The sequence below is a fragment of the Pleomorphomonas oryzae DSM 16300 genome (genome assembly GCF_000422965.1).
In the GTDB taxonomy this organism is placed as follows: domain Bacteria; phylum Pseudomonadota; class Alphaproteobacteria; order Rhizobiales; family Pleomorphomonadaceae; genus Pleomorphomonas; species Pleomorphomonas oryzae.
In genome coordinates, this window is record NZ_AUHB01000004.1 from 128,444 (window position 1) to 143,354 (window position 14,911).

Sequence of the window (14,911 nt, forward strand, 5' to 3'; positions counted from 1 at the left end):
GAAAAGCACTTCGCTACTTCTGTGAATGCTGATCGATCATCACGGCAAAAACGATCACCGTTCCCAGCACGATGCTCTGGAAATACGGATCTATATTCATGAGGTTGAGGCCATTGCTGATGACGCCCATGATCAGGGCCCCGATCACCGTGCCAATGATCGAGCCACGACCACCGCTCAGACTCGTGCCACCTATCACCACGGCCGCGATCGCATTGAGCTCATAGCCTATGCCCGATCCGGGATGGCCGGAGTTGATGCGACCGACGTAAAGCAGCGCTCCTATGCCGGTGAGCAACCCGGCCAGCGAATAGACGATCAGCTTGTATTTCAGGGTGTCGATGCCGGTGAGCCGCGTGGCTTCCTCATTGCTGCCGATGGCGTAGACGATCTTGCCAAAGGGTGTCCTCACCAGCACGAAATAAAGAATTACGTAGATGACGATGGGGATGATCACCATCATCGGGATGCCGGCAACCTCTCCCGCCCCGGCAAAGCGGAACGCGTCAGGAAAGCCGCTGATCGGGATACCGCCGGAATAAACGAAGGCGATGCCGCGGGCGATCGACATGGTACCAAGCGTACAAACGAACGGGGGAATGCGCCCGTAGGTGACGAGAAGGCCAGCCAGCAGACCGAACAGCACCGCGGTACCAAGGCAAACGATGATGCCAAGCGTTGCGCTATCTGTCGCGCGCACCGCACTAGCCGAGAGGACGCCAGCCAGCGCCAGAACACCGCCGACCGACAGGTCGATGCCGCCGGTCAGGATGATGAACATGGCGCCGGCGGCGATCACTGCGATCACAGCGACCTGAACGATGATGTTCATCAGGTTCTGGATCTGAAGAAACGCTGGCGAGCTGACGGCGAACACCACCATGATCAGGATGAGGGCGATGAGCGACCCCATGCCTCTCAGCTTGTTGAGCGGCAGAAGGTTGACGGAAGGAGCGGACCCGACGCCGCTGTTCACGGGCTGGTTGCCGGTGGCGAATTTCATTGCTGTTGGCCTCGTGGCAAAGGTGATTCCGTGCCGGCCTTGCCGGTGGCGGCCAGCATGATTTGGTCAGCGGAAAACGCCGAGCGCATGAACTCGCCGGTCATACGGCCCTTGTTGAGAACGATGATCCGGTCGGAAATGCCCATCAATTCGGGAAGCTCGGATGAGACGATGATCACCGCCACTCCACTCTTGGCGAGGTCGCTTATCTTGCGGTAGATTTCGGCCTTGGCGCCAACATCGATGCCTCGCGTCGGCTCATCGAAGATGAGTACCTTCGGTTGGCGGCAGAACCACTTGCCGAGCACCACCTTTTGCTGGTTGCCACCCGAGAGATTCTTGACCAGTTGCTTGCGAGAAGGCGTCTTGACGTTCATCGCCTGGATCATGCCCTCGCTAAGCTTCGCTCCGGCCTTGAAGTCGACGGCGAAATGGCGGGTCAAATCCCAGATGCTTCCGAGGCTTATATTGTCCTCGATCGAAAACTCCGTGATCAGGCCCTCGCGGCGTCGATCCTCCGGAACGAAGGCGATTCCCGCTTCGACCGCTTGCTTGGGGCTTCGAATGTCGATCGGCTGGCCTTCGAGAGAGATGTCGCCCGACCGCCTGGGACAAGCTCCGAATACCGACTTGACGAGTTCCGTGCGACCAGCGCCGACCAGCCCACCGATGCCGAGAACCTCACCTTTGCGGACGCAAAAGGAAACATCGTGAACGAGATCGTCGACGCTGATGTGATCGGCCGCAAGAACGACATCGCCGATCGCAGCGACCTCCTTCGGGAACATCTCCGTGACTTCCCGGCCGACCATGTGATGAACGAGCGCATGCTCGTCGAGCTCATCGGTCCGCCAACGCCCGACCAGGCGGCCATCACGCAATACGGTCACCGCATCGGTCACCGAGAAGATTTCATCCATGTGATGGCTGATGAAAATGATCGACACGCCGAGCGACTTGAGCCGCCGCATGTTGCGAAATAGGTCCTCGGATTCGGCCTTGGAGAGCGAAGAGGTTGGTTCGTCGAGAATGAGGATTTTGATGTCGTAGGCGAGTACGCGCGCGATGGCGACCATCTGCTGATCGGCGACGGAGAGATCGCCGACCCGTGCCGAGGGGGCGATATCGCTGTTCATCTCCGCAAGAGCCTGGCTGGCGCCGTCGGCTATTTTGCGACGATCGATCAAGCCTCCACGCCCTGGAAAGCGGTTCATGTAGATGTTTTCGGCGACCGTCAGATCGGTGATGAGATTCAGGTTCTGATAGACTGTACCGATGCCGAGATTGATCGCCTGCTGTGACGAGCCGATCTCGACGGCGACGTCATTGATGAGGATCTCGCCCCGGTCCATCCTTGCCGCACCCGAAAGGATGCGCATCAGCGTCGACTTTCCAGCGCCGTTCTCGCCGACGATGGCGTGGATCTCGCCCTCCGCCACGGTCAGGTCGACATTGTCGAGCGCCACCACCCCGGGGAATCGCTTGGACACCCCGCGCATCTTGAGCGCATCCGCCATTTGGCTAGAACCTCGGTCGCGTTTCTATATTGATCCTCTACATGTGTTATCGATAACATATGGCCAGATTGGCTGTAAAGCGGGGTATTCCGTCCGAAAGGATTAGGTGGTTGGACGTACCTAGATGGAAGTTCGTCGGATCAGGCCAGCGATGCTCATCGAGGCAGCGCAGCCACTGGAAAGCGCGTCGCCCGATGAGAAAAGGCCGGGGCGATGAACCCCGGCCTTTGACTTTACGGAACCAGGCTCAGATCACTTGAAGTCGCGGATATCAACAAAGTGGCCTGCGATCGCTGCCGCCGTCGCCATGGCCGGCGACACCAGATGCGTGCGGCCCATATAGCCCTGCCGGCCCTCGAAGTTGCGGTTCGAGGTGGAGGCGCAACGCTCGCCCGGCGACAGCTTGTCCGGGTTCATGGCCAGACACATCGAGCAGCCCGGCTCGCGCCACTCGAAGCCCGCCTCGATGAAGATCTTGTCGAGGCCTTCGGCTTCCGCCTGTTCCTTGACGAGGCCGGAGCCCGGCACGATCATCGCCAGCTTGATCGACGACGCCACCTTGCGCCCCTTGGCCACAGCCGCGGCAGCCCGAAGATCCTCGATGCGGCCGTTGGTGCAGGAGCCGACGAACACCTTGTCGAGAGTGATGTCAGTCATCTTCTGGCCGGGCTTGAGGCCCATGTAGTCCAGTGCCCGCCACTTGGAGGTGCGCTTCGTCTCGTCGGCGATGGTGTCGGGATCGGGTACCACGCCGGTGATCGCCACGACGTCCTCGGGGCTGGTGCCCCAGGTGACGATCGGCGGCAGGCTGGCGGCGTCGAGCGTCACCACCTTGTCGAAATGGGCGCCTTCATCGGTGTAAAGCGTCTGCCAGTAGGCCTTGGCACGCTCCAGCGCCTCGCCCGTTGGCGCCTTCGGCCGGCCGGTGATATAGGCGTAGGTCTTCTCATCCGGCGCGATCAGGCCAGCGCGGGCGCCGCCCTCGATCGACATGTTGCAGACGGTCATGCGGCCTTCCATGGAAAGGTCGCGGATCGCCTCGCCGGCATATTCGATGACGTGACCGGTGCCGCCGGCCGTGCCGATCTCGCCGATGATCGCCAGCACGATATCCTTAGCGGTGACGCCAGCCGGCGCCTTGCCGTCGACGCGCACCAGCATGTTCTTCGCCTTACGCTGGATCAGCGTCTGCGTGGCGAGCACATGCTCCACCTCGGAGGTACCGATGCCGTGCGCCAGGGCGCCGAAAGCGCCATGCGTCGAGGTATGGCTGTCGCCGCAGACGATGGTCATGCCCGGCAGTGTGAAGCCCTGCTCGGGACCGACCACGTGGACGACGCCCTGCCGGCGATCGAGCTCGTTGTAATACTCGACGCCGAATTCGGCGGCATTGATGGCGAGCTGCCCGACCTGCTCGCGGCTCTCGGGATCTTCGATGCCCTTGCTGCGATCGGTGGTCGGCACGTTGTGATCGACGACGGCCAGCGTCTTCTGCGGCTGGTGCACCTTGCGGCCAGCGGTCCTCAGGCCCTCGAAGGCCTGCGGGCTGGTCACCTCGTGCACGAGGTGGCGGTCGATATAGAGCAGCGAGGTGCCATCGGCCTGCGTCTCGACCACGTGGTCGTCGAAGATCTTGTCATAGAGGGTACGGGGCTTGGCGGTCATGATGATCGGACTTTCGATTCCGTGAGGCGGGCGAACCACGCCCCTGACATGCATAGGAAATCACGGGGTGGCCGAGCGCGTCGGCCATCGTCTCAGGGCCGGAGTCGGCTGTCGCCGGTCTGCCGCGCCAGAAACCGCCACGGCAGGCGCGCGTGATCGTGGGCCGGGAAGTAATCGGCCGACGTGGGCAGGCGCGTGATCTGCGGTTTCGCGTACATGATTGCTCTATACTGAAAAACCGTGCCGCCGACAATCATCGATCTGCTCACGCACCAGCGTATCACCTCATCCGGCCATATAAGAAAGCGCCCAGCCTCGGGGGAAGGCTGGGCGCGGCGCTAGGGATCAGCGCGGGCCGGGAGGGGAACCCGGCCGACGGTCACCGCCGCTGGCGAGACGGGGGGCAGTGCCTATTGGGCGGTGCCGTCATGACTAGGATTTGGTACCGCCCGGCCCAAAAACAAGAGTCGGGCAGTTAACAACCCCGTGAGTGACGGCGTGATCGCCGAAAGTCGAATATCCGATCAGCCGACCAGCGCCTTGAACTCGGCGAGGATGGCAGCGCCCATCGCGCGCGTGTCGATGGTCGCCTCGCCTTTCTGGGCGATATCCTTGGTCCGAAGCCCCTTGCCGAGCACACGGGCGATCGCGTCGTCGAGCTTGCCGGCGAGATCGATCAGGCCGAAGGAATAGCGTAGCGCCATGCCGAAGGAGGCGATCATGGCGATCGGGTTGGCCGCGCCCGTGCCGGCGATGTCCGGCGCCGAACCGTGGACGGGCTCGTAGAGCGCCTTGCGCTTGCCGGTGGCCGCATCGGGCGCACCAAGCGAGGCCGACGGCAGCATGCCCAGCGAGCCGGTCAGCATGGCGCCGATATCGGAGAGCACGTCGCCGAACAGGTTGTCGGTCAGGATGACGTCGAACTGCTTGGGCCAGCGGACGAGCTGCATGGCGCAGTTGTCGGCGAGGATGTGATCGAGCTTGACGTCGGCATATTCTTCCTTGCCGATCTTCGTCACCACCTGGTTCCACAGCACGCCCGACTTCATGACGTTGCGCTTTTCGGCCGAGGAGACGCGGCCATTGCGTGCCTTGGCGAGGTCGAAGGCGACGCGGGCGATACGCTCGATTTCGTGCGTGGTGTAGACCTGCGTGTCGACGGCGCGCTTCTCGCCGTTCTCCAGCGTGACGATTTCCTTCGGTTCGCCGAAATAGACGCCGCCGGTCAGCTCACGAACGATCAGGATGTCGAGGCCTTCCACCACCTCGCGCTTCAGCGACGAGGCGTCGGCCAGCGCCGGATAGCAGATGGCCGGACGAAGGTTGGCGAACAAGCCCAGGTCCTTGCGAAGACGCAGAAGACCGGCTTCCGGACGGCAGTTGTAGGGAACGCTGTCCCACTTGGGACCACCGACGGCACCGAACAGCACCGCGTCGGCGGCCAGCGCCTTGGCCATATCGGCTTCCGAGATGGCGGCGCCATGAGCGTCGTAGGCACAGCCGCCAACCAGACCGCGGTCGAGCGAGAAATCGGTGAGACCCTTGCCATTCAGGAAGGCGATGATCGTCTCGACCTCGGCCATGATTTCCGGGCCGATGCCATCACCGGGCAGCAGGAACAGCGAATTCTTTGCCATCATCGCATCCTCAAGAACGTGAAAACAGGGCGCACGGCTTCCTCCGGCCGGCTTCGGCCGCTAGCCGTAATCGCCTTGTCGTCCAGGTTCAAGAGGCAAGCGTACCGGAGAGGACGGCAAACTCGCCGCTGTCGCGATCAAGCACATGCAGCTCGCCCTCGGCAACGTCGAACCAGGCCCCATGCAGCGCCAGCGCGCCGCTTTCGACGCGGGCCTTGACGAAGGGATAATCGAGAAGGTTGCCGAGCGACACCTTGACCGCCTCGTGCTCGAGGGCGGTGTAGCGCAGGCCGGGGGCGATCGAATGATCGCAGCGCACCCGCTCCGCCGTCTCGTCCAGCACCGACATCCACCGGCCGATGAAGTCGGTCGGTGTCAATGGGTCGGGGTTGCCGAGTGCCGCTGCGATGCCACCGCAGCGTCCGTGGCCCATCACCACGATGTGGCGCACGGCAAGCGCCACCACGCCGAACTCCAGGGCCGCCGAAGTACCATGCGTCTCACCGTCCGGCGTGTAGGGCGGCACCAGATTGGCGACGTTGCGGACGACGAAGATCTCGCCCGGCCCGGCATCGAAGATCACTTCCGGCGACACGCGGCTGTCCGAACAACCGATGATCATGATCTGTGGCTTTTGTCCCTCGGCGGCCAATCGCTTGTAGCGCTCGTTCTCGCTGGGGTAGCGACCTTCCCGAAAGGCCTCGTAACCGGTCGTCAGACGCCCCGGAAAGGAGGCGGGCAGCTTCGAGCGAGAAGAGGTTTTCAGTTCGGTCATCGAATAAAGTCCGGCTGGAGGAAATGGGGGCGGACAAGGTTCCCGCGCGGCGGTTATACGAAGGTCTACTTATAGGCGTCAATCAGTGTGGCTTCACAAGGTCTCGATTCTCGAGGGGCGCGCGACGGGTTTTCGCGGGGTCGCAAGGCGGCGGATGTCCACCATGGCCATCGGATGGACCAGCGCCTCCTGCTCGTCCACCAATTCCAGTTCGCGTGCACCTGCCTTCACCGATCGGGCGATCACCTCAAAGGTGGAAGCCGACGCAGCCGCGAGCGCCACCTCGTCGGAGGCGCCGCCGATCAATCGCGACAGGAATAGCGCCGCGAACAAGTCGCCGGTGCCGTTGGGGGCGCCTTCGATCATCTGGTTCTCGGCAACGATGGTCTCGTTGGCGGTGACCAGCGCCGCGGCGATCTTGCCGGCCATCAGCGCCGGTGCCGACGTGACGACAACGCGCTTCGGCCCCAGCACCCGCGCCGCCGCCGTGATCTCGGTCAGCGTTTCAACAGGCTGACCGGTCAGCCAGCCGAGCTCAAAGCGGTTGGGGGTGGCGACATCAGCGATGGAAACGAGGCGATCGCGTTGGGCAATGGCAACCGGCTCGGGTACATAAAGGCTGCCTGTACCGCTGACGCCCATGTCGCCGATCACCGGATCGGCCAGATGCAGCGCCGCCGGATTGGCCGCCCTGACGGCGGCAACCAGCGCGGCGGCGGCATCCGCCTGCCCGGCCGAGCCGAGGTAGCCGGTAATGATGCCGCCAACCTCCGGCAGCCAGGGCGAACGGGCAAGATCGGCGCAGAGTGCCGCGAAATCCGCTTCCGGCACTGCCATACGGTGGGCGCGACCGTGGCCGGGATGCCAGGGCAGGATGACCGTCGGCAGCGTCCAGACGCGATGGCCGAGCCGTTCCAGCGCGAAGGCGGCACGGGCACCCACCGATCCGCGGGCAACGAAAGAGGAGAGAACGATGATGGCTGGACGGCTCATGGGCGGCGGCTTTTCCAAATGGATGGCGGCTTGGCGAGGCGACGGCCCTCCGTTTAGCCTATGATCAACCGCCGTACACCCCGAATCAGCCGATGCCGACCGAAAAACCCGCTTCTTCACTTCATGATCTGTTCGGAGCGGCCGCTCCCCGCTTGGCGGGCGGTGGCGAGGTGGTACAGGTGCTGACCCCGGTCGGTCTCGACCTCTCCTATTCCTATCGCGTACCGCACGGAATGGCGGTGGGGCCGGGCTCCATCGTCCAGGTGCCGCTCGGTCCGCGCAAGGTGGTGGGTGTCGTCACCGCCGAGCCGGCCGAGCTCTCGGCCTCGTCCAACCGGCTCCGCCCCATCGAGGCCGCCTTCGACGCGCCACCGCTCACGCCGGAGATGCTCACCTTCGTCGATTGGGTCGCCCGCTACACGTTGACGCCGCGCGGCATGGTGATGCGTATGGTGCTGCGTGCGCCGGATGCGCTGGAGCCGGAGCCGCCGTTGCGCGGCCTCATCGCGACGAATGCGCCGCCCGAGCGTCTCACCGATGCACGCCGCCGAGTATTAGCACTCCTCGCCGAAAATGAGGGACAGGCTTGGACGCGCGCCGGTCTCGCGGCCGCGGCCGGCGTATCCGCCTCGGTCGTCGAGGGATTGGTGACCGCCGGTGCGCTCGCCGAAGTCGAACTGGCACCCGGCCGGCCATTCCGGGCGCCCGACCCCGATTTCAATCCCGTCAATCTCACGCCAGACCAGACGTCCGCCGTTGCCAAGCTACGCGCAGCGCAGAATGACGGCGTGACGCTGATCGACGGCGTCACCGGCTCGGGCAAGACCGAGGTCTATCTCGAGGCCGTTGCCGACGCGCTCCGGGCCGGACGACAGGCGCTGATCCTGGTGCCGGAGATCGCCCTCACCCGCGCCTTCCTGGAGCGCTTCTCGGAACGCTTCGGCGCCCTACCGGCCGAATGGCATTCCGACGTCGGGCCGAAGATGCGCGCCCGCACCTGGCGGGCCGTCGCACTCGGCGAAGCGCGCGTGGTGGTCGGCGCCCGCTCCGCCCTGTTCCTGCCCTTCTCCGATCTTGGCCTGATTGTCGTCGACGAGGAACATGACGGCGCCTACAAGCAGGAGGAATGGGCGAGCTACCATGCCCGCGACATGGCGGTGGTGCGTGGCCGCATCGAAAACATCCCGGTCATTCTCGCCTCGGCCACGCCCTCGCTGGAAAGCCGCGTCAATGCCGAACGCGGCCGCTACCGGCACATCGTGCTGCCAGCGCGTGCCACCGGCTGCGACCTGCCCAGCCTCTACGCCATCGACATGCGCAAGGCTGGTCCGCCGCGCGGCCGCTTCCTGGCGCCTGGCCTCGTCGCCGCCATCCGCGAGGTCACCGAGCGTGGCGAACAGGCCATGCTATTCCTCAACCGGCGCGGCTACGCGCCGCTGACCCTTTGCCGCTCCTGCGGCCACCGGTTCCAATGCCCGCAATGCTCGGCTTGGCTGGTGGAGCACCGCTTCCGGGGGCGGCTCGTCTGCCATCATTGCGGCCACTCGGTGGCTCGGCCCGAGGCCTGTCCGTCCTGCGGCACGCTCGACAGCCTGGTCGCTTGCGGTCCCGGCGTCGAGCGCATTGCCGAGGAGATGCAGACCTTGCTGCCCGACAAGCGCACCGTGGTGTTGTCGTCGGATATCGGCGGTGGCGTTCAGCGCCTGAGGGCCGAATTCGAGGCGGTGGCCAAGGGCGAGTGCGACATCGTCGTCGGCACCCAGATGGTGGCGAAGGGTCACAATTTTCCCAAGCTGACCATGGTTGGTGTGGTCGACGCCGACCTCAGCCTGTCGCAGGGCGATCCGCGCGCCGCCGAGCGTACCTTCCAACTGCTGGCTCAGGTCACCGGCCGCGCCGGCCGCGTGATCGGCAAGGGCCTCGGTCTTCTCCAGACCTACGCACCGGAAAGCCCGGTGATCGAGGCGTTGGTGTCAGGCGATGCCGAACGCTTCTATCGCACCGAACTGGCCGAGCGTGAACGGTCGGCCATGCCACCCTTCGGCCGCCTCGCAGCGATTTTGGTATCCGGCCCCAGCCGCGAACTTGCCGAGGATCATGCCCGCCACCTCGCCCGCATGGCACCGCGCGACCCGGCTGTCGAAGTGCTGGGCCCGGCTGAGGCGGCGCTCGCGGTGGTGCGCGGCCGCCACCGCTTCCGGCTGATTGCCCATTCCGGCCGCGACACCGATCTCTCCGCCTACATGCGCGCCTGGATCACCGCCGCCGACCGGCCGACGCGAGGCGTCGAAGCCTATGTCGACGTCGATCCGCAGAATTTCCTCTAGAGGTTGGACACCCTCCATCGTGCAACGCTGAGATCTGCCGCGTTTCACGAGAGGTGAATGACATCTAAAACGATAAACTATTCGACTTTCGGATGAGCAGTTTTTAAGGACATGTCCCAAGCGGCCATTTACCTAAGGATATCCGCGCAAAAGACGGAATTCTTGAATCCAGTGAGTGCGTTGCGTGAGGGAAACTCCTGTGGTAGACGGTGCCAAGTTCGCTGCGGGGCCGTGCGCCGTGCCGCCGTCGTATTCTATTATGCGAATATCTTCAAAGCGTTCAGCCGGGTGAACCTTTGACGGTTCGCACCGATGAGGGGTTCTTACGTGAGCGAAGCGGAAACGATGGTCTTCGGGGTCGCCGAACGTTATGCCACGGCCCTGTTCGAGTTGGCGAGCGAGACCGGTGAACTCGATACCGTCGAGGCGGACATCGCCCATTTCGAGACCCTCCGCCAGGAAAGCGCCGACCTCCGCCGCCTGATGAAGTCGCAGGTGTTCAGCAACGAGGACCAGCTCCGCGCCATCAGCGCCGTCGTCGAAGCCGCGGGTATTGGCGTGACCTTGAGCAACTTCATCAAGCTCGTCGCCACCAACAACCGGCTGTCGGTCATGTCCCACATGTTCCGCGGTTTTCGGCAGATGCTCGCCGATCGGCGTGGCGAAGTGACGGCCGGCATTGTTTCGGCCATTCCCCTTTCCGACGGTCAGCTTGCCGACATCAAGGGCGCGCTGGCCGACATATCCGGCAAGTCGGTTCATGTTGAACTCGGCGTCGACCCGTCGTTGATCGGCGGCCTCGTCGTCAAGCTCGGTTCCCGCATGATCGACACGTCGCTCAAAACGAAACTCGACGCACTCAAGATTGCATTGAAAGAGGTCGGCTGATGGATATCCGCGCCGCGGAAATTTCCGCAATCCTCAAGGAGCAGATCAAGAACTTCGGCCGTAATGCCGAAGTATCCGAGGTCGGCCAGGTTCTCTCCGTCGGTGACGGCATCGCCCGTGTCTACGGTCTCGACAACGTCCAGGCGGGCGAACTGGTCGAGTTCCCCGGCGGCATCCGCGGCATGGCGCTCAACCTGGAGAGCGACAACGTCGGCGTCGTCATCTTCGGCTCCGACCGCGACATCAAGGAAGGCGACACCGTCAAGCGCACCGGCTCCATCGTCGACGTGCCGGTCGGCCGTGGCCTGCTCGGCCGCGTCGTTGACGCCCTCGGCAATCCGATCGACGGCAAGGGTCCGATCGAATACGAGACGCGCGCCCGTGTCGACGTCAAGGCGCCCGGCATCATCCCGCGCAAGTCGGTGCACGAGCCGATGTCGACCGGCCTCAAGGCCATCGATGCGATGATCCCGATCGGCCGCGGTCAGCGCGAGCTGGTCATCGGCGACCGCCAGACCGGCAAGACCGCCATCATCCTCGATACCTTCCTCAATCAGAAGCCTCTGCATGAAGGCGGTGACGAGAAGCAGAAGCTCTACTGCGTTTACGTCGCCATCGGCCAGAAGCGCTCCACCGTCGCCCAGTTCGTCAAGAAGCTTGAGGACGCCGGCGCGCTCCAATATTCGATCGTCGTCGCCGCCACCGCCTCCGATCCGGCGCCGATGCAGTACATCGCTCCCTTCGCCGGCTGTGCCATGGGCGAGTATTTCCGCGACAACGGCATGCACGCGCTGATCGCTTACGACGACCTGACCAAACAGGCCGTCGCCTACCGCCAGATGTCGCTGCTGCTGCGCCGCCCGCCGGGACGCGAAGCCTTCCCCGGCGACGTGTTCTACCTGCACTCCCGCCTGCTCGAGCGCGCCGCCAAGCTCAACGAAGAGAACGGCTCCGGCTCGCTCACCGCTTTGCCGGTCATCGAGACGCAGGCCAACGACGTGTCGGCCTACATTCCGACCAACGTCATTTCCATCACCGACGGCCAGATCTTCCTGGAGACCTCGCTGTTCTACCAGGGCATCCGCCCGGCGGTGAACGTCGGCCTCTCGGTGTCGCGCGTCGGCTCGTCGGCCCAGATCAAGGCGATGAAGCAGGTCGCCGGCACCATCAAGGGCGAACTCGCCCAGTACCGCGAGATGGCCGCCTTCGCCCAGTTCGGCTCCGACCTCGACGCCTCGACCCAGCGCCTGCTGAACCGTGGTGCCCGCCTCACCGAACTCCTGAAGCAGCCGCAGTTCTCGCCGCTGAAGACGCAGGAAGAAGTAGCCGTGATCTTCGCCGGCGTTTCCGGCTTCCTCGATCCGCTGCCGCTCGGCAAGGTGCGCCACTTCGAGGAAGGGCTGCTGCGCTTCCTGCGCGAGAAGCACACCGACATCCTGGATCGCATCTGGGCCGAAAAGCAGCTCTCCGACGAGTTGCGCGGCAAGCTCCACGAAGCGATCTCGACTTTCGCCAAAACCTTTGTCTGAACGACATCGCCGGAATGAACCGAGGAGGGCGGCGACCGCCCTTCTCTCCCGCGCCCCGATGCCCGACAGGCAGGAGCCGATATGGCTAGCTTGAAAGAACTCAAGAACCGCATCGCTTCGGTGAAGGCGACGCAGAAAATCACCAAGGCGATGCAGATGGTCGCCGCGGCGAAGCTGCGCCGCGCGCAGGAGGCGGCGGTCGCGGCCCGTCCCTACGCCCACCGTCTTGGCGCGGTGGTTGCCAATCTTGCTGCGGCCATGGCCGGCCGCGACGACGCGCCGCGCCTTCTCGCCGGCACCGGTCGCAATGACGTGCACCTCCTCGTCGTCTGCACGGCCGAGCGCGGCCTGTGCGGCGGCTTCAATTCATCGATCGTTCGGCTGGCGCGCGAACACGCCGCTTCGCTGCTTGCGGCAGGCAAGACGGTGAAGATCATTACCGTTGGCAAGAAGGGCGCCGACGCCCTGAAGCGTGACCATAGCGACCGCATCATTGACCGCGTCGAACTGCGCGAAGTGAAGACCGTCACCTTCGCCATCGCCAACAAGCTCCAAAAGCGTCTTCTCGAGCTTTATGAAGCCGGCGAATTCGACGTCTGCACGCTGTTCTATTCCGAATTCAAGTCGGTGATCAATCAGATCCCCACAGCCAAGCAGCTTCTGCCGGTCAAGGCCGACGCCTCGGCCGCCACGTCGGAATCCTCCTACGAATTCGAGCCGGACGAGGCGGAAATCCTCGAGACCATGCTGCCGCGCTACATCGCCGTGGAGCTTTTCACAGCCCTGCTCGAGAATGCCGCCGGTGAGATGGGCGCCAAGATGACCGCCATGGACAATGCCACGCGCAACGCCGGCGACATGATCGACCGCCTGTCGATCACCTACAACCGTACGCGCCAGGCCAAGATCACCACCGAGCTCGTTGAAATCATTTCGGGCGCCGAGGCGCTCTGACCGCAACTTCGATCAAGGACCACAGCGATGGCTGACACACATATCGGACGCATCACCCAGGTCATTGGCGCCGTCATCGACGTCAAGTTCGACGGGCACCTGCCGGCGATTCTGAACGCGCTCGAGACGAAGAACGGCGACCACAGGCTGGTTCTCGAGGTTGCCCAGCACCTCGGCGAGAACACCGTCCGCACCATCGCCATGGATACCACGGAAGGCCTGGTGCGCGGCCACGAGGTGATCGACACCGGCAAGCCGATCTCGGTGCCGGTCGGCGACGCCTGCCTCGGCCGCATCATGAACGTCATCGGCGAGTCGGTCGACGAAGTCGGCCCGATCATCGGCGAGGAACGTCGTTCCATTCACCAGGAAGCCCCCGATTACACCGAGCAGTCGACGGAAGCCGAGATCCTGGTTACCGGCATCAAGGTGGTCGACCTCCTTGCTCCCTACGCCCGCGGCGGCAAGATCGGCCTGTTCGGCGGCGCCGGCGTCGGCAAGACCGTGCTGATCCAGGAGTTGATCAACAACGTTGCCAAGGCGCACGGTGGTTACTCGGTGTTTGCCGGCGTCGGCGAGCGCACCCGCGAGGGCAACGACCTCTACCATGAGATGATCGAGTCCGGCGTCAACAAGGACCCGCATGAGAATGGCGGTTCGACCGAGGGATCCAAGTGCGCCCTGGTCTACGGCCAGATGAACGAGCCGCCGGGCGCCCGTGCTCGCGTCGCCCTGGCCGGCCTCACCGTCGCCGAGCATTTCCGCGACAAGGGTCAGGACGTTCTGTTCTTCATCGACAATATCTTCCGCTTCACCCAGGCCGGCTCGGAAGTGTCGGCGCTGCTCGGCCGCATCCCGTCGGCGGTGGGTTACCAGCCGACGCTCGCCACCGACATGGGCGCCATGCAGGAGCGCATCACCACCACCAACAAGGGTTCGATCACCTCGGTGCAGGCCATCTACGTGCCGGCCGACGACCTGACCGACCCGGCCCCTGCCACCTCGTTCGCCCATCTCGACGCGACGACGGTGCTCAACCGTGCCATCTCCGAAAAGGGCATCTACCCGGCCGTCGATCCGCTCGACAGCTCGTCGCGCATGCTCGACCCGCAGGTGATCGGCGAGGAGCACTACAACGTCGCCCGCCAGGTGCAGCAGATCCTGCAGAAGTACAAGGGTCTTCAGGATATTATCGCCATCCTCGGCATGGACGAGCTCAGCGAAGAGGACAAGCTGACGGTGGCCCGCGCCCGCAAGATCGAGCGCTTCCTGAGCCAGCCCTTCCACGTCGCCGAGGTGTTCACCGGCGCGCCCGGCAAGCTGGTGGCGCTCGAGGACACCATCAAGGGCTTCAAGGGCCTCTGCGAAGGTCTCTACGACCATCTGCCGGAAGCCGCCTTCTACATGGTGGGCACCATCGAGGACGCCGTCGAGAAGGCCCAGCGCCTCGCCACTCAGGCAGCCTGATGACCGAACGGGTCGGGCGGTCACACCGCCCGCCCTTCCGGTGCTCGTCGCACCGGGCCCGAGAATTTGACCGGCCTGAACGGGCCGCCAGAGCAACTCGACCGAGGGTGAGCATCTCTCGTCGGAATTGCCGACAAACACCGTGGGGAGCGCCGG

At 64.1% G+C, this 14,911-nt stretch carries 11 protein-coding genes; 5 read left to right on the forward strand and 6 right to left on the reverse strand.

Features of this window, described 5'->3' with window-relative positions; genetic code table 11:
• Positions 1 to 13: 13 nt before the first annotated feature.
• The 6 genes from G522_RS0108245 to pdxY form a co-directional block, all read right to left on the reverse strand.
• Positions 14 to 1,003 (reverse strand): ABC transporter permease, encoded by a 990-nt coding sequence (locus tag G522_RS0108245; protein WP_210162904.1) that lies wholly within the window; start codon positions 1,001 to 1,003, stop codon positions 14 to 16.
• Positions 1,000 to 2,520, reverse strand: a complete 1,521-nt coding sequence (locus tag G522_RS0108250; RefSeq protein WP_026790631.1) for a sugar ABC transporter ATP-binding protein — start codon at positions 2,518 to 2,520, stop codon at positions 1,000 to 1,002. The genes G522_RS0108245 and G522_RS0108250 overlap by 4 nt, the downstream gene beginning before the upstream one ends.
• Before the next feature lie 252 nt (positions 2,521 to 2,772).
• Positions 2,773 to 4,185, reverse strand: coding sequence for a 3-isopropylmalate dehydratase large subunit (gene leuC, locus G522_RS0108255; protein ID WP_026790632.1), 1,413 nt, complete (start codon positions 4,183 to 4,185; stop codon positions 2,773 to 2,775).
• 524 nt (positions 4,186 to 4,709) lie between these two features.
• A complete protein-coding gene (leuB, locus tag G522_RS0108265; protein WP_026790633.1) occupies positions 4,710 to 5,822 on the reverse strand; it encodes a 3-isopropylmalate dehydrogenase in 1,113 nt (370 codons plus the stop codon).
• A gap of 88 nt (positions 5,823 to 5,910) precedes the next feature.
• Positions 5,911 to 6,597, reverse strand: coding sequence for a carbonic anhydrase (locus G522_RS0108270; protein ID WP_051228447.1), 687 nt, complete (start codon positions 6,595 to 6,597; stop codon positions 5,911 to 5,913).
• 93 nt (positions 6,598 to 6,690) lie between these two features.
• A complete protein-coding gene (gene pdxY, locus G522_RS0108275; protein ID WP_026790635.1) occupies positions 6,691 to 7,590 on the reverse strand; it encodes a pyridoxal kinase in 900 nt (299 codons plus the stop codon).
• Positions 7,591 to 7,682: 92 nt separating this feature from the next.
• Between pdxY and G522_RS0108280 the strand changes: the two genes are divergently transcribed.
• The 5 genes from G522_RS0108280 (at position 7,683) to atpD (ending at position 14,755) form a co-directional block, all read left to right on the forward strand.
• Positions 7,683 to 9,917 (forward strand): primosomal protein N', encoded by a 2,235-nt coding sequence (locus G522_RS0108280; protein ID WP_084633035.1) that lies wholly within the window; start codon positions 7,683 to 7,685, stop codon positions 9,915 to 9,917.
• Between the two features lie 327 nt (positions 9,918 to 10,244).
• Positions 10,245 to 10,805, forward strand: a complete 561-nt coding sequence (locus G522_RS0108285) for a F0F1 ATP synthase subunit delta (protein ID WP_026790637.1) — start codon at positions 10,245 to 10,247, stop codon at positions 10,803 to 10,805.
• Positions 10,805 to 12,334, forward strand: a complete 1,530-nt coding sequence (gene atpA, locus G522_RS0108290; RefSeq protein ID WP_026790638.1) for a F0F1 ATP synthase subunit alpha — start codon at positions 10,805 to 10,807, stop codon at positions 12,332 to 12,334. Before G522_RS0108285 ends, atpA begins: the two co-directional genes overlap by 1 nt.
• An 81-nt stretch (positions 12,335 to 12,415) precedes the next feature.
• Positions 12,416 to 13,288 (forward strand): F0F1 ATP synthase subunit gamma, encoded by an 873-nt coding sequence (locus G522_RS0108295; protein WP_026790639.1) that lies wholly within the window; start codon positions 12,416 to 12,418, stop codon positions 13,286 to 13,288.
• A 27-nt stretch (positions 13,289 to 13,315) separates the two neighbouring features.
• Positions 13,316 to 14,755, forward strand: coding sequence for a F0F1 ATP synthase subunit beta (gene atpD / locus G522_RS0108300; protein WP_026790640.1), 1,440 nt, complete (start codon positions 13,316 to 13,318; stop codon positions 14,753 to 14,755).
• The last annotated feature ends 156 nt before the right edge of the window (positions 14,756 to 14,911 follow it).

Excerpts from the sequence above, each read along its gene's own strand:
- G522_RS0108245 (WP_210162904.1), bottom strand. The coding sequence starts at position 1,003 with ATGAAATTCGCCACCGGCAACCAGCCCGTGAACAGCGGCGTCGGGTCC.
- G522_RS0108295 (WP_026790639.1), top strand. The coding sequence starts at position 12,416 with ATGGCTAGCTTGAAAGAACTCAAGAACCGCATCGCTTCGGTGAAGGCG.
- G522_RS0108250 (WP_026790631.1), bottom strand. The coding sequence starts at position 2,520 with ATGGCGGATGCGCTCAAGATGCGCGGGGTGTCCAAGCGATTCCCCGGG.
- atpA (WP_026790638.1), top strand. The coding sequence starts at position 10,805 with ATGGATATCCGCGCCGCGGAAATTTCCGCAATCCTCAAGGAGCAGATC.
- G522_RS0108270 (WP_051228447.1), bottom strand. The coding sequence starts at position 6,597 with ATGACCGAACTGAAAACCTCTTCTCGCTCGAAGCTGCCCGCCTCCTTT.
- G522_RS0108280 (WP_084633035.1), top strand. The coding sequence starts at position 7,683 with ATGCCGACCGAAAAACCCGCTTCTTCACTTCATGATCTGTTCGGAGCG.
- leuB (WP_026790633.1), bottom strand. The coding sequence starts at position 5,822 with ATGGCAAAGAATTCGCTGTTCCTGCTGCCCGGTGATGGCATCGGCCCG.
- leuC (WP_026790632.1), bottom strand. The coding sequence starts at position 4,185 with ATGACCGCCAAGCCCCGTACCCTCTATGACAAGATCTTCGACGACCAC.
- atpD (WP_026790640.1), top strand. The coding sequence starts at position 13,316 with ATGGCTGACACACATATCGGACGCATCACCCAGGTCATTGGCGCCGTC.
- pdxY (WP_026790635.1), bottom strand. The coding sequence starts at position 7,590 with ATGAGCCGTCCAGCCATCATCGTTCTCTCCTCTTTCGTTGCCCGCGGA.